The following is a 15,256-nucleotide window of genomic DNA, read 5'->3' on the forward strand; positions in this document are numbered from 1 at the left end:
GTTTTCGTTTGGATCAGACGCAAAAAAGGGATGAGATCGACGATCCCAATCGGATCGTGGGTCCCAGTGGCTGATTTGACGCATCGTGCACAACCGCGCGAAGGAAACACGGGCTGCCGCCTTTTGGCTGCGCCGGCGCTGTTGTGCGCCGCGCTCACACTCTCTTCCTGTGGAAATCTAGGAAAGCTCGAGACAGCCGCGCCGACGGTGGCGGCGCCGAAGCCGAGCCGCACCGTCGCGCAGACGCCTGCCAGCGAGCGCGAACATGAGCGCATTCTCGCCTCCTATGGCGGCGCCTATGACGATCCGAAACTCGCGACCCTGATCGGCAAGACGGTCGACCGGCTGGTCGCGGCCTCCGACCGTCCCGAGCAGGCCTACCGGGTGACCATCCTCAATTCCGGCGCGGTCAACGCCTTCGCGCTGCCGACCGGCCAGCTCTATGTCACGCGCGGCCTGGTGGCGCTGGCCAGCGACACCTCCGAATTGTCCTCGGTGCTGAGCCACGAGATGGCGCATGTCATTGCAAAACACGCCTCGATCCGGGAAGACCAGGCGCGGCAGGCGGCGGTGGTGACGCGGGTCGTCACCGACATGAGCAACGACCCCGATCTGACGGCGCTGGCGCTGGCGAAAACCAAACTGACGATGGCGAGCTTCTCGCGCGCACAGGAATTCGAGGCCGACGGCATCGGCGTCAGCATTGCGGCGCGTGCCCATTTCGATCCCTACGGCGCGGCGCGCTTCCTCGCCGCGATGGAGCGCAATGCGGCGATGAAGGCCGGCAAGACCTCGCTCGATCCCCGCGCGCAGGATTTCCTGTCCTCGCATCCGGCGACGCCCGAACGCGTGCAGAATGCCCAGGCCAGCGCCCGGCAATACACCTCGCCGCAGAGCGCCGAGCGCGACCGCGAGACCTATCTCGCCGCGATCGACAACATCGTCTATGGCGAGGATCCCAGCGAAGGCTTTGTGCGCGGCCGGCGCTTCCTGCATCCGAAGCTCGGTTTCACCTTCCAAGCCCCCGATACGTTTACGCTGGATAACACCGCGCAGGCCGTGATCGGCGTGCGCGAGGGCGGCACGCAGGCGATGCGCTTCGACGTGGTGCGGGTACCGGCCGAACAGTCGCTCGCCGATTATCTCAATTCCGGCTGGATGGAAGGTGTCGACAAGGGCTCGACCGAAGACCTCATGATCAACGGTTTCCCGGTGGCTTCGGCGTCGGCAAACGGCGATCAATGGCAGTTCAAGGTCTATGCGCTGCGCTACGGCAGCGACGTCTACCGCTTCATCTTCGCCGCCAAGCAACGCAACACCGAGAGCGAACGCAATGCGCGCGAGACCGTCAACTCGTTCCGCCGCCTGACGCTGGAAGAAATCCAGGCCGCGCGTCCCTTGCGCATCAAGGTCATCACCGTGCAGCCCGGCGACACCGTGGACTCGCTCTCCCACCGCATGGCCGGCATCGACCGCCCCGCCGAGCGCTTCCGCATCCTCAACGGCCTCGACCAGCACGCGCAGGTCAAGCCGCGTGATCGCGTGAAGATCGTGGTGGATTGAGGCGCGCGCGAAACGTCACTTCAACGACAGGACGGCTCATCGCGCGGCGCCAATGTGCTGAAATTCTCTTCCGCCAAGACGTCGTGTGATAAATGCCGTGCACAGCCAATAACCCTGCACACGCCATCGACAGCTTCGAACCAAGGCCGAAGAAAGGCGTTTGATCAAAGAAGAGAACGACACGGAAGTTCTGGGAGCCCGAGAAATGTTGGAAGCGTTCAGACGACTGTTCTTCGGATGGTGCATCGTGGCGATAGCCACGCCCTCATTTGCTGCCGATCCTGACAACGGAAAGGCAATCGCAAGGCGCTGGTGCGCGAGCTGCCACCTTGTAGAACGCGGACAAACAAGAGCGACTGATCAGGCCCCACCATTCGATTACTTGGCGAGAACGCCTGACTTCAACGCCAACAAGCTCGCCTTTCTTCTCCTGCAACCTCATCCGAACATGCCAAGCATATCGCTAAGTCGGGCGGAGGTCGCGGACATGGCAGACTACATTCTGAGCTTCAAATAGTCGCACGAACGGTACTACTTGAGCCGTGACAGCGCGACGTTCGGATGCGTGAGACGTTGTTGCGTCCGTTGCGGGCCGACGCATTCAACACTGCGGCACCAGGCTCGGAACAGAAAGATCAGGCCGCGCCCTGGGGTTGGCCAGCAATCTGGCCAACTTTGTCGCGATCGGCCAAAACACGACCACATCGAGCCAGGCGGCCGCACGCTTCGCCGCATCATCGGCGTGGTCTACTCGCTGGTTACACGCGCACGCCACCGCGACTCGAAACTGTCGTCGTCGAGCATCCGTGCCTGTGCAGCCATGGGGCCGCTACGTTTCTCCGTGGCGACGCTGACGGGCGCCGCGTTGGCTTTGGCTTGCGCGGGCGCCGCTGCGGGCCACTTCAGCAATGATTTCGAGATCACGGTCTTGCCGGCGTACCAGCATTTTCGCCCATCGATCAGGCGCCAGGACCAATGCCCTTGCGCCTTTGACGGCGAAGCAACGCATTCCCTGATCTGCGCTTTGGCCTGCGCGGTCAGCATGCCAATCGGTGCGAGCGCAGCAATGCAAACGGCAAAAAAGAAAAGCCGTATCTGCATCTTCATCGGTCACTCCCCCTGCGGTTAGTTGAGCGCAGGAGCAACTTCGCCCTCTATTCTGGTTATAAGAGGTCGAAAATCTGGCCGGCTTCCACGTCAAAGCCCTCAAAACGCCATCTGGGATGATCTCCGGTGGTCCCATCAAGGGCGCGGACACTGCCCGCCGGACGCACGTATTCGCCGACTTATTTTCCTGCGGCTTCGTGACCGAGTCTAGTCGGTGATCGCCCGCGCGCGCCACCGCGCTTCGAAACTGTTGGCGTAGTCAAGCAGCCGCGCTTGCGCGTCGAGTGGATCGCTGCGCTTCTCCGTGGTGACGGTTACTGGCGCTGGCGCTGTATCGGCTTTCGCTTGCGCCGGCGCCTTCGCGGGCCACTGCAACAGTGATTTCGAGATCATGGTCTTGCCGGCGTACCAGCATTTTCGTCCATCGATCAGGCGCCAGGACCAATACCCTTGCGCACTCGATGGGCGAGCGACACTGCATTCCATGGCCTTCGCATTTGCCGCATCAACCGGCGCGAGAGCAGCCATGCAAGCGACGAGAAGGACTGGGAGAATTTGCGTCTTCATTGAACACCCCTGCGGTTCAATTAGATGTGGACAGAAGCCTCACTCTTAAATTTGGTCACAAATGGCCGAAAATTTGGCCACATTCCGGGCGAACGGCGGCACAGCGGGTTGAGGTGAGGCGGCAACTATCTATCAGCGCGTGTGCAGGCGAATCGTTTCGCCGCCCGACCGCGAGAAGCGACACCGAGATCAGGAACAGATCCAGATGATCGCGACCGCAATCGGCAAGCCCAAGCCAAATGCGCTGAGCGTAGCCAGGGCGAACTCGGAGAGCAGATTTGCTTGGGGTCGTACATCAGGTAACGACATGGCGTTACTCCTTGGAGCCCCCCGCAAGCCTTTGGCTCGCCCCCCGGATGAACGATGAATACCGCCTTTTGGCGACTCTTTATGATCCGGGATGCTGAGCGGTTATGGTTAACAAGAGATTAACCCGCGGCCGCTCATCTTGCCGCAATGAGTTCGACCGTGCTGGTGCAGAGAGAAGAAGGGAAGCGGCGCGAGGACAAGAAACTCGCGCCACCCAAACAAAAAGCCCGGTCTCGCGACCGGGCTTTTATCTCAATCCGTCGAACCCTTTCAGGCGGCTTCATCCGCCACGGCAGCGTCGTCGCCGTCGGCTTCGACATCGGCTTCGTCGGCTTCGCCGTCAGCTTCGGTCGCCTCAGTCTTGGCGCCGCGGCGCGGGCTCTTGGCGAGCTGGCTTTCGATTTCCTTGACCGCTTCGGTCTCCGTCGAATGCTGCACGACGGCGATTTCGCGCGACAGGCGATCGAGCGCTGCTTCATACAGCTGGCGTTCGCTGTAGGACTGCTCGGGCTGCGATTCCGAACGGTACAAGTCGCGAACCACTTCGGCGATCGCGACGATGTCGCCCGAATTGATCTTGGCTTCGTATTCCTGCGCCCGGCGCGACCACATGGTCCGCTTGACGCGGGCACGGCCCTTCAACGTCTCCAGCGCCTTCTTGACCAGCGCCGGCTCGGACAGCTTGCGCATGCCGACATTGGCGACCTTGGCGGTCGGCACGCGGAGCGTCATCTTGTCCTTCATGAAATTGATCACGAACAGCTCGAGCTTGGCGCCCGCGATCTCCTGCTCCTCGATGGCTAGGATCTGGCCGACGCCGTGGGCGGGATAGACCACGAATTCGTTGGCCTTGAAGCCCTGACGCTGGGTCACGACCTTCTTCGGCTCCTCGACGCGCGGCGCGGCAGCGGCAGCTGGCTTGGCGGGGGCCTTCGGCGCAACGACGGCAGCCTTCGGAGGAGCAGCCTTCACAGGGGTCTTTGCGGGAGCCTTGGCAGCAACTTTCGGGGCATTAGTCTTCGAACCCGTCGCTTTCGCGGCGGTCTTGGCAGTCTTTTCTGGCATTGCGCTTCTTTTGTTCTTTGAGGACTTTGTGGCCGCAACCTTCCTGGCCACCTTTACGGTCGCCTTGGCACGGCCTTTGGTTGCGCTGCGGCTGGCCGGAGCGGCTTTTTTCGTGGTCTTGGAAGCACTCTTTTTACGCGTTTTCTGTGACACAGCCTGCGCGCGGAACTGCCACGCCCCTGTTCGATGTTTTTACGGGAACCCACCGGGGCCACAAGCTACGCATGGCCAGGATCGGCTTGTAATGTGCCCAATATAGCACATTTTCCGCAAAAATCAATGATTTACGCCGGGTTCCGGGCCTTTACGGGGCCGGTTCCGCTATAAGTCCACGAACAGGGTTAAATCCGCCAAGCTGGTTCGGTTCAGCTTGGGGCCGAAAACAGGCTCAACGAGCCCTTAACTTATCCACAGGCTAGTCGCCGGAACCGGGTTCCTTGGAAAAATATTTCTCGAACTTGCCCTCCATACCCTCGAATTCTTTCGCGTCCGTCGGCGCTTCCTTCTTCTGGGTGATGTTGGGCCAGCTCTTGGCGTACTCGGTGTTGACCTCGAGCCACTTCTCCAGGCCGGGCTCGGTGTCCGGCTTGATGGCGTCGGCGGGACATTCGGGTTCGCAGACGCCGCAGTCGATGCATTCGTCGGGATGGATGACCAGCATGTTCTCGCCCTCGTAGAAGCAGTCGACGGGGCAGACCTCAACGCAGTCGGTATATTTGCATTTGATGCAGGCTTCAGTGACGACGTAAGTCATCCAGGGCTCCGAACAAGGCTCCGAAACGGATCAGTTTTCCGGGGTTTGCGTAGCGCATGCGGTGCGCTGCCGCAAGGGAAGCTGCGGGCCGCAAACGGCCGTTTTTCAGGCGTCCCCGCGCGCCCATTGCAGATAGTTATGGTTTGCCGTTCTGCAAATCATCATAGAGCACGCGCGCGGCCGCAGCGTCGCCCCGCCGCTCGGAAAATCCCACCACTTTGAGGATGCGCACGCTGCGATCGAGCCCGATCGTCAGCACGTCACCGAGCTTAACCGAATGTCCCGGCGCCTTTTCGCGCACGCCGTTGATGCGGACGTAACCGGCCTCGACGAGCGCGGCAGCGGAGGCGCGGGCCTTCACCACCCGCGCGTGCCACAGCCATTTATCGAGACGCTGCCGCTCCAACTATCTTTCCGTGATTACTCCTTGCGGTTGCCCGCAAGCTGTTCCTTCAGCGCCGCCAGTTTTGCAAATGGCGAATTGGGATCGACGGGACGATCACGCTCGCGCGGCGCCGCGCTGGTCGCCCATTGACGGTGCGATGGCCCGCTGTCGCGCTTGTCACGGCCGCCCTTGTCGCGTCCGCCGAAATCACGGCCGCCGCGCTCGCCCTTGTCGCGGCCACCACCCTTGTTGCGATCGCCCTTGTTGCGATCGAACTTGTCGCGACCCTTGCCCTCGACGCGCTCACGGGGCGGACGGTCCTGACGCGCTTCCGTCGCCGGCGCGCCCTCAACTGCCGCCGGCGTAGCCGTGGCATCCGCCGGCGCACCCTCGCGGGCTTTGCGGAAGTCATTACGGCGGCCACGGCGATGGCGCTGCTCGCGCGGCGCGCCCTCGCCGCCTTCGCCAGCCACGGCTGGCGCGCTCTCGGCCGGGCGGGCGTGATGGCGCTGGCGGTTGCGGTCGTGGTGCGGACGGCGTTCCTCGGAACGGCCACCAGGCCGCCAGACCTCGACGAGTACAGGCTCGGCCGGCGTCTCGGATTTCGTTTCAGGCGCTTCTTCAGCGGATTTGGCTTCAGCGAATTCCGCCGGAGCTTCGGATTCGGCAGAAGCTTCGCTCGCGGTGGCGGGCTCGGCCGCGGCTTCCGCGGCGCTGATCGTCGGCTCCGCCTCCTGTTCCGGGGGCGCGTCCGCGATCGCGGCTTCCGCCGGCGTGGTCTCGGCGGCCGCAACCTCCTCGGTCACTTCCGCCACCGGCGTGACGTTGGGCAGCAACGACGCCGATGACACGGGCTCGCTGGCAACCGGCACTTCAGCGGCGACTTCTTCCGCCGGCGTCTCTGCCGCCACCTCGGCACTCGCCTCGACCGGCGGTGTCTCAGTGGAGACGGTCTCGACAACGACCTCGGGCGCGGGCTTCGGGGCGAGCTGCGGACGCTTGTCCATGCGGTAGCCGAGCGCGCGCAGGATCGAGGCAAAGTCCTCGCCAGCAGATCCTGTCAGCGACGTCATCGCCTGCGTCACCACAAAGCCGCGGCCGTCGAACGCGCCGGTCGGCTTTTCGCCGGGCGAGGTCTCGCGCCACGCCAGCGCGGGACGAATGAGATCGGCAAGCCGTTCCAGAATATCGACACGCACCGCGCGCTCGCCGCACTGGCGATAGCCGAGCACGCGATAGGCGTCGCGGTGCAATGCCTTGTCGACCGGGAACGAGGTGCGGCCCGAGCTCGCCAGATGCTGCGCGCCCGACAGCGCGGACATGTCGACATTGTCCTGCTTCTCGGCCCACAGCAGCGAAGCCAGCGCGCGCGCGGCGGGCTTCAACAGCCCGGGGAAATAGATGTGATAGGCGCCGAAGCGCACGCCGTATTTGCGCAACGTGGCGCGCGAGGCCTGGTCGAGATCCTTCATCTCGGCGGAAATCTTTGCGCGCTCCAGCACGCCGAGCGCTTCAACGAGTTGGAACGCGATGCCGCGCCCGATGCCGGTGATGTCCTCGGCCTTGGAGAGTCCGAACAGCGGCCCCAGCAGCTTTTCGATATGCGTCTTCAGCCACAGATCGAGCCGCGCCTGCACGGCTTCGCGCGGCGCGCCGGAGAGACGATCGTCGGCAATGATCCTGATACGCGGATGCAGCGCGTCGTCAGCGGCAACGAGCTTTGCGACCGCGTCGCCGGTCCAGCGGATGGTGCCGTCTGACGTCAGCACGAACTGATCGTCGGGCGCGGCGGCAAGTTTTGTGGCGCGCGTGTCGATCTCGCTGGCGAGCACCTGCTGGGCCGCCGCCTGCAACGCCTTGGCATCCGAGCCGGCTTCCGCCGCATCGGGTGCAAAGGTAAATCCATCGAGCCGGCCGATCGCGTGGCCTTCCACAATCACTTCGCCGGTCTTGCCAATTTCCGTATTCAAAACTGAGTTCTCCCGCAGGCGGCGCATCAATACACTGGTACGGCGGTCAACGAAACGCTCCGTAAGCCGTTCATGCAGCGCATCGGATAATTTATTTTCGACCTCCCGGGTGATCCCCTGCCAGTGATCGGGGTCGGACAGCCAGTCCGGGCGGTTGGCGACGAAGGTCCAGGTGCGGATTTGCGCGATCCGGCCCGACAGCGTGTCGATATCGCCGGTCACGCGGTCGGCCTGGTCGACCTGGGCGGCGAACCATGCGTCGGGAATCCGGCCCTTTTTCATCAGGAAACCGTACAGCGTGGTCACCAGTTCGGCGTGGGCGGCGGGCGCCAGCCGGCGGTAATCCGGGATCTGGCAGGCGTCCCACAGCCGTTCCACGGCTGAAGCGCCGTGGGCCATGTCCCTCACCTCGCCGTCGCGCCCCGCGTGATCGAGCACGCGCAGATCCTCGGCGATCGGCGCGCGGGTCAAGGCCTCATGCCCGGGCGAGAGCGCCAGCGACACCTGCAGCGCGCCGAGCGAGGAAAAATCCAGTTTCGAATTGCGCCACTGCAGCATTTTGACGCTGTCAAAAGTATGGTTCTGCAGCGCGTTCACCAGTTCCGGCTCGAACGGCGCGCAGCGCCCGGTGGTGCCGAAAGTACCGTTGCGGGTGGCGCGGCCCGCGCGGCCCGCGATCTGCGCGAACTCCGCCGGGTTGAGCCTGCGGAACTGGTAGCCGTCGTATTTGCGGTCGGAGGCGAACGCGACATGATCGACGTCGAGGTTCAGCCCCATGCCGACCGCATCGGTGGCGACGAGATAATCGACGTCGCCGTTCTGGAACATCGCGACCTGCGCATTGCGCGTGCGGGGCGAGAGCGAGCCCAATACGACAGCCGCGCCGCCATGCTGCCGGCGGATCAGTTCGGCGATGGCGTAGACTTCATCGGCCGAGAACGCGACGATCGCGGTGCGGCGCGGCTGGCGCGTGATCTTGCGGTCGCCGGCGAATTCGAGCTGCGACAGCCGCGGCCGGGTGACGATGGACGCGCCCGGCAGCAGCCGCTCGATGATCGGGCGCATGGTGGCAGCACCCAACAGCAGCGTCTCGTCGCGGCCGCGGCGATGCAGGATGCGGTCGGTGAAAACATGCCCGCGCTCGAGATCGGCGGCGATCTGGATTTCGTCGACGGCTAAGAAACTCACGTCGAGATCCCTCGGCATCGCCTCGACGGTCGAGACCCAGTAGCGCGGGTTCTTCGGCTTGATCTTCTCTTCGCCTGTTATCAGCGCGACGCTCTCAGGCCCCGCACGATCCGCGATCTTGTTGTAGACCTCGCGCGCCAAGAGCCGCAGCGGCAGGCCGATCACCCCGGAGGAATGCGCCAGCATCCGCTCGATGGCCAGATGCGTCTTGCCGGTGTTGGTCGGCCCGAGCACGGCGGTGACGCCGGCGCCGGGCGCGCGATCAGCCGCGAACGTGGAAGGTGAGAAAGCCATGTGTTGCAGGTGTTTCTTTTTTAAATGCCGTCGCTCAAATCGCAGGTGCCAGACCTCATCCTGAGGAGCCGCGTTAGCGGCGTCTCGAAGGATGAATGGCACCAGTCGGGCTTCATGGTTCGAGACGGCGCTATCGCGCCTCCTCACCATGAGGGTATCTTCTTTGCGAGGAGCGAAGCCTTTCTGCTCGCTCGGCGTCAAATCCGCCGAATCTGTTTCATTCTGCGACGGCGATGCGGTCGCGGCTTAAGGTCTGGAACGAGTCTGGAACGAAACGCGCCCGAATCGCTGACTCCTACCTAAACCCGATACGTTCACCGCAACATCTCGCGCTGAGGCGCTTCGGGTGGCACTAGATCAAGTTTACATGGGCTCCACAAGCGGCGGTCTTGGGGTGAAATCCTTAAAGGGCGGAGTCGAATCAGAAGTGGGCAAGAGTCAAGGCGGATTCCGCTATCTCGTCGTCACTGCGCTCTTGTTTCCGTCGTCCCTGCGAACGCAGGGACCCATACGCCGCGGCCGTGCGGCTTGGAGGCGGTGGGAGTTGCTACCGCCCGCAATCACGAAAGCCTGTGGTTATATGGGTCCCTGCTTTCGCAGGGACGACAGCGGAGCGCGAGGGCCGACCGAAACCTCAATTCGTCTTCGCCACCCTCGGCGGCATCGCTGATGTCACAAACGACGTCGCTTCCAGCATCGCCGGGCCGAACGGCGTCGGAATCGTCATCCGGAAGGGAACCAGGATGCGGGTTCCCGCGATCGGCACGAAGGCGATCTCGATCCGGCGTTCGTTGGCGAGATATTTGATCACGGGGCGATCGGGGATGTAGCCAGCGATCGGCGTGAAGTAGATGGCGCAGACCAGCGCCGGCCCGTGATAGCCCCGCTCGGCCTTCACCGTCTCCATGCGCTTGTAATCGAGCTTGAGGTCGTAGCGCAGCCGTCCGTCAAAGATCCCCGCACCGGTGCGGCAGGAATCCGGCGACAGCACCTCGCCATTGCCGGGCACGCGCAGCATCGAGCCGGTCATGGGATCGAGCACGCCTTTGCGGTGCGCATCGGTGACGACGATGCGGTCCGGATCGACCGGCGGCGCCGGATCGATCGAAAAATCCCTGACATTGCCGTTGGCCAGCACCAGGCGGATGGTCTCGGACTTCTTCTGCGTGGTGGTGGTGGCGGTATAGGCATTGGCGACCAGCGCGCCGCCCACGACGCGGCCCTGGCTGGCGCCGGAGCCCGTGCCGCCGGAAAACGCCTTCAACAGGCCCGCGGTGCCGCCCTGGGCGGAGGCCGAAAACGTGTCGTCGCCGATTTCGATGGTCCAGGCCCCCTTGCCAACCGGGATGCCCGCCAGCGTCGCCTCATATTGCGCATCGAGCCGCCCCTGCGCGGAGGCCGCCTGCGGCGCCAGCGCTGATAACGCGATGGCGCACAGGCTGAAACCGAGCCTTGAGAGCGGCGAAACGGCGCGTTTGGCGGTCACGAATGGCTTGTCCCGGGATCGGCGCGAGTGGGTGTTCATTTAGGCAGAAATATCCGGCAAACAACGCGTGTTTCCGCGAAAACCACGCTTATCCCTCATTGCCTTCAGCCGCTTGCGGAAGGCCAGGGTGTTTTTACTGCTAAACCCATGATGTCGGCGGGGATTGCGCCCTTTATATGATGGCCTAAGTGGCTGGAACCCCTTATAAACCCGCGAACTCTGCGGCCCGGACCACCCCAAGAACCTTGACCGGGTGGCCGTCTCCCCCTATACGTCCGCGGTTCCTGAAAATGGACGCGATTTTGGACCCCCGCGGGAGGCTGCGCGAAGCGGCTCGGCTATGGCGGGGATGGAAGAGGATTTTTGACAAATGTCCCGGCGCTGCGAACTGACGGCCAAGGGCCCCCAGGTGGGCCACAAGGTGAGCCACTCGAACATCAAGACCAAGCGGCGCTTCCTGCCGAACCTGGTCAACGTCACCTTCATCTCGGACGCGCTCGCCCGCAACGTGCGCCTGCGCGTCTCGACCAATGCGCTCAAGAGCGTCGACCACAATGGCGGCCTCGATAAGTATCTGCTGAAGGCCAAGGCCGACCTGCTCTCCCCCCGCGCGCTGGATCTGAAGCGCGCGATCGAGAAGAAGGTCGGCAAACCGGTATTCGTGAAGAAGGCGAGCTGAGTTTTAGCTACATCGGCGGATCGGAGTTTGGAGCGGCCGGGTCGAAAGACCCGGCCGCTTTTCATTTTGGTCTGACCTCTAAGATGCACAGCGCACATCGAGAGCGTGGAAGGAACTTGCAAGGGTCCCTACCGCGCGCTTAGGTTGTCAAGGGGGCGCCAGCTATCCTTATTTACCAAACAGATTTTTGACGCGTCCCTGACCCGGGGGAAATTATGCGCGTCGTACGTATGTCGATCAGTCATTTTCGTAGCATCAAATCAGCGACCTTAGACTTCACGGGCCATACGCTTTTCGTCGGTCCAAACAACGTTGGCAAGTCGACGGTATTTGAGGCGCTTGATCTTGTTCTCGGTCCAGATCGCCTTTCCAAATATCCCGCGCTGGAAGAGTTCGACTTCTATAACGCCGAGTATCTCAACATATTTGACGAGCCACAGCCCCTTCGGGTCGAGGTGCTAATCACCGATCTTAGCCCAGAACTTGAGAACACCTGCGGCGCGCATCTTGAGTTTTGGCACGAAGCCGAGCGCCGGCTGCTTCAACGCGGCGAAGCTGAACTCGCAAATGCTCCGACCACGAAGCCGTCTCTTCGGCTTGAAACGATAGGGCGATACAACCCGGAAGAAGACGAGTTTGAAGCGAACACGTACTATTCGCACGGCGTATTCAAGTCCGACGGCACGCTCGACACTGTGAGCAAACCCGTAAAGCGCCTGATCGGATTCATATATCTGCGAACGTTGAGGACCGGGTCTCGTGCACTTAGCTTGGAGCGCAATTCGCTCCTAGACATTATCTTGCGAGTCCAAGGAGTGCGCACCGGCCTATGGGAGCGATCCATCTCGCGCCTGCGCAAACTGAACCCGCCGATCGGTAATGACGCGCACGAGTTGACTCCTGTCCTCGACAACATCGAAGCTCGTTTAGCCCAATATATCCCGCTCCAGGCAGCCGGGAGCGCTACCGGATTGTACGTTTCTCAATTGACCCGTGAGCACTTACGAAAGACCTTGTCGTTCTTCCTCTCCACCAATGCGGACCAATCACCCGTACCCTTTCAGGAATCAGGAACGGGCACGCTCAACACATTGGTCTTAGCGTTACTCTCGTTCATTGCAGATGCGAAGCCAGGCAACGTGATCTTCGCCATGGAAGAACCCGAGATCGCTTTGCCGCCGCATACCCAGCGACGAATCGCAAATTATCTGCTCAATGATACTGCGCAATGCCTTGTTAGTTCGCACTCGCCTTACGTTATTGAACGGTTCGATCAGGACCAGATTCAGATACTCCGACGCGATCCAACAGCGAAACTTACTGGGACACCAATAGCGAGCGCAGCGGCACTCAAACCCAAGCATTACAAACGTCATGCGCGTCGAGGCGTTGCCGAAGCGATGCTTGGTAAAGGCATTATTGTTGCCGAAGGCGTGACTGAATCTTCGGCGCTTCAGGCTGTTGCTGCGAAGCTCGAGTCCGCAGCCCCCTGGATCTGGCCGCTCGACCTAGCGGGTGTAACAATCTTCTCTGTTGATGGTGATGGCGACATGCCGACCTTTGGCGCCTTCTTCAAAGCACTTGGTCTCAAGACTTTCGCCTTCTACGACCACAAGGTTCGCCCGGCCGCCAAGAATGCCGAATTTGCAAGCAACTTCGACATTCCACGTGAGACACGCTTCGACAGCATCGAGAAATTGCTGATCGCGGAGATACCCGCAGACAGGCACTGGGATTTGCTTGTGGCAGTTCGTGATGCTGGCACACAAGGAAATCTCGGCATTCCGGCTGCGCGTCCAGCGCCCGCTCAACTAGAAGCGCTAATCTACAGTGCACTTCGGTCCAATAAGGGAAATGGCTACGCCGGGCAACTTATCGAGCTATGCGCAGACGCAGAGCTTCCGCTGACAATCGTGACATTCCTGCAAGAGGTGTATGCTCATTTTCCGAAGCCGCAGAAGCCACCGGTCTTGGCGCCGGCCGCTAAGGTCGGACAAGCAAATGCCGCTCAAGCTCAGTCCGCGACAGGCACCTCATCGTGAATGAGCCGATTCCGCAAGCGATTATCGACTTCTTGGCTACCTCAGGCCATTGCCTTGTGTCTGGTGGACCGGGCTCCGGCAAGACAACTCTGGCGCTTAGAAAAGCCATTACGCACCTCGCCGCTGGCGTAGGACCGGGGCAGGCTGTTCTTTTCTTAAGCTTTTCGCGTGCTGCAGTAGGCCGCCTAATCGAAGCCGGGGCTCAATCGATCCCGCGAGAGTACCGCAATAAGCTGGTCGTCCAAACGTTTCACAGCTTCTTTTGGAATCTACTGGGTTGCCATGCCTATTTGCTCGGCGCGCCGCGACGATTGCATATCCTGATGCCGCATGATGAGCGCGCGCTATCGCAAGGTATCAAATCCGACGACCCTAATTGGCCAATGTGGGAGCAGGAACGCGAACGGCTTTTTTACGAGGAGGGCCGGCTTGCCTTCGACCTATTCGGTCCCATGACGCTGCGACTCATCAGGGAGTCCACAAGCATCAAGAATCTCATTGGCCAACAGTATCCTCTAATCATTGTGGATGAAGCACAGGACACCGGACAACACGCGTGGGAAGTTATTCGCGAAATGAAAGACAGGGTGCAGATTGTGAGCCTAGTCGATCCCGAGCAACAAATTTTTGACCATCTACCGGGGGTAGGTCCAGAGCGGATCAACGCCATCCTGAATGAACTCGCTCCGATGGAAGTCGACCTGGGCCAACAGAACAATCGCAGCCCTGGAACCGAAATCGCCGTGTTCGCGAACGATGTGATGCACGGTCGACCGCGTGGTCAGGCCTACACAGGCGTTTCGCGCCTCGCTTATCATCCAAAGCACGACCTAAACAAGACGCTAAGAAAAGCCCTCGCCATAGTTTACAGAAAGGCTCGTGAAGCTGGTATCAACCCTGAAAGTTGCGCAATCCTTGCAACGACGGGCCCGCAGGTAGCGGAAATAACAGCAGCGCTGTCTAATGGTTCGCGGCCAGTCGCCCATCGCGTCGTCTTCGACGAAGCGCAAGCGCTTCTTGCAAGCAGATTTGCAGCTTTTCTTCTAGAGCCCAAACGACCCGAATCGATTGTGTCTTATGTTATTGAAGGCTTGGAACTCCTGGGCAATTTAGAACGAGCTGCAGGAACCGTTGGCGGACGCAAAGCTGCTGAGGATTATCGAAGATGGGCCGAAGAGTACAAGGGTGGGAAGAAGCTACCAAACAAGGGGCTCGCCACCGCTATGCGTTCTGTAATGATGGCTCTGCACAAGACGGGATACTGTGGCGACCCGTGGGTTGATTGGCTGCGCGTCAAAGAAGCCGTCCGTAATTCAGATGATCGACGGCTCGCTAAGATCGCAAGCCATTTAGATTATCTGGTGGCGTTTGGGCGCGGACGCTTTCTCGCCTCTAATCTTCTGGGATGTTGGATGCAAACAGCAACTTATGCGGGCGCTCGTGCGGCCTTCGATTCCGCGTTGGCCCAAGATTCAATCTTGGAAACGTCGCAAGACCTCGGTGGAATTCACGTCATGACTATTCACCGCGCCAAAGGAAAGCAGTTCGACGGTGTTATCGTGGTACGGAAGAGTATCCCTGTGGGGCAGCGCCAATGGCGCTCCTCTTTTGTATGGCGAGACGATATGTATCCGTATCCGCGAAGTCGAAAAATCCTGCGAGTAGGAATCACCCGAGCAAAAAAGCATGTTCTGATCTTAGACCCAGTATTCCCCGCGTGCCCGCTTTTGCAGGGACACTCCTTGTAAATTACTGACCTCTCTTGCTCTGTGACAGACCAACGGGAGGGATCTATGTGCGCAGAACCATGCCAAGGTGCTGGTCATTCTGCTTGGCGGCGACACCAA

12 protein-coding genes are annotated in these 15,256 nt (G+C 61.2%); 5 read left to right on the top strand and 7 right to left on the bottom strand.

Annotated features, from left to right (window positions below):
* Positions 1-30: 30 nt before the first annotated feature.
* Positions 31-1,563 carry a M48 family metalloprotease gene (locus JQ624_RS00430; protein WP_212416866.1) on the top strand — a complete coding sequence of 511 codons (1,533 nt, stop codon included), beginning with the start codon at positions 31-33 and terminating at the stop codon, positions 1,561-1,563.
* A gap of 160 nt (positions 1,564-1,723) precedes the next feature.
* Entirely contained in the window at positions 1,724-2,080 is a 357-nt protein-coding gene (locus JQ624_RS00435) for a cytochrome c (RefSeq protein ID WP_249129210.1), read from the top strand.
* A 230-nt stretch (positions 2,081-2,310) separates the two neighbouring features.
* Here the strand turns inward: JQ624_RS00435 and JQ624_RS00440 are convergent, their stop codons facing one another.
* The 7 genes from JQ624_RS00440 to JQ624_RS00470 all read right to left on the bottom strand — a co-directional run bounded on the left by JQ624_RS00440 (position 2,311) and on the right by JQ624_RS00470 (position 10,727).
* Positions 2,311-2,670: a hypothetical protein gene (locus JQ624_RS00440; RefSeq protein ID WP_249129212.1), complete on the bottom strand. Its 360-nt coding sequence runs from the start codon at positions 2,668-2,670 to the stop codon at positions 2,311-2,313.
* A 207-nt stretch (positions 2,671-2,877) separates the two neighbouring features.
* Entirely contained in the window at positions 2,878-3,063 is a 186-nt protein-coding gene (locus JQ624_RS00445; protein ID WP_212416867.1) for a hypothetical protein, read from the bottom strand.
* Positions 3,064-3,816: 753 nt separating this feature from the next.
* Positions 3,817-4,611 (bottom strand): CarD family transcriptional regulator, encoded by a 795-nt coding sequence (locus tag JQ624_RS00450; protein ID WP_212416868.1) that lies wholly within the window; start codon positions 4,609-4,611, stop codon positions 3,817-3,819.
* 415 nt (positions 4,612-5,026) lie between these two features.
* A complete protein-coding gene (gene fdxA / locus JQ624_RS00455) occupies positions 5,027-5,365 on the bottom strand; it encodes a ferredoxin FdxA (RefSeq protein WP_212416869.1) in 339 nt (112 codons plus the stop codon).
* Positions 5,366-5,501: 136 nt separating this feature from the next.
* Complete coding sequence (locus JQ624_RS00460) at positions 5,502-5,771, bottom strand: RNA-binding S4 domain-containing protein (RefSeq protein WP_212416870.1); 270 nt, start codon at positions 5,769-5,771, stop codon at positions 5,502-5,504.
* Positions 5,772-5,785: 14 nt separating this feature from the next.
* Positions 5,786-9,202 carry a helicase-related protein gene (locus tag JQ624_RS00465; protein ID WP_212416871.1) on the bottom strand — a complete coding sequence of 1,139 codons (3,417 nt, stop codon included), beginning with the start codon at positions 9,200-9,202 and terminating at the stop codon, positions 5,786-5,788.
* 634 nt (positions 9,203-9,836) lie between these two features.
* Positions 9,837-10,727 (bottom strand): DUF3108 domain-containing protein, encoded by an 891-nt coding sequence (locus JQ624_RS00470; RefSeq protein WP_212416872.1) that lies wholly within the window; start codon positions 10,725-10,727, stop codon positions 9,837-9,839.
* 331 nt (positions 10,728-11,058) lie between these two features.
* On the opposite strand from JQ624_RS00470, the gene rpmB reads away from it, so the two are divergent.
* The 3 genes from rpmB (at position 11,059) to JQ624_RS00485 (ending at position 15,157) form a co-directional block, all read left to right on the top strand.
* A complete protein-coding gene (gene rpmB, locus JQ624_RS00475; protein WP_212416873.1) occupies positions 11,059-11,367 on the top strand; it encodes a 50S ribosomal protein L28 in 309 nt (102 codons plus the stop codon).
* 215 nt (positions 11,368-11,582) lie between these two features.
* The gene (locus tag JQ624_RS00480) at positions 11,583-13,409 is read left to right on the top strand and encodes an ATP-dependent endonuclease (RefSeq protein ID WP_212416874.1); all 1,827 of its coding nucleotides are present in this window, start codon (positions 11,583-11,585) and stop codon (positions 13,407-13,409) included.
* Positions 13,406-15,157: a UvrD-helicase domain-containing protein gene (locus JQ624_RS00485; protein WP_212416875.1), complete on the top strand. Its 1,752-nt coding sequence runs from the start codon at positions 13,406-13,408 to the stop codon at positions 15,155-15,157. The genes JQ624_RS00480 and JQ624_RS00485 overlap by 4 nt, the downstream gene beginning before the upstream one ends.
* The last annotated feature ends 99 nt before the right edge of the window (positions 15,158-15,256 follow it).

The sequence above is a fragment of the Bradyrhizobium sp. AUGA SZCCT0283 genome (genome assembly GCF_018130385.1).
Taxonomy (GTDB): Bacteria; Pseudomonadota; Alphaproteobacteria; order Rhizobiales; family Xanthobacteraceae; genus Bradyrhizobium.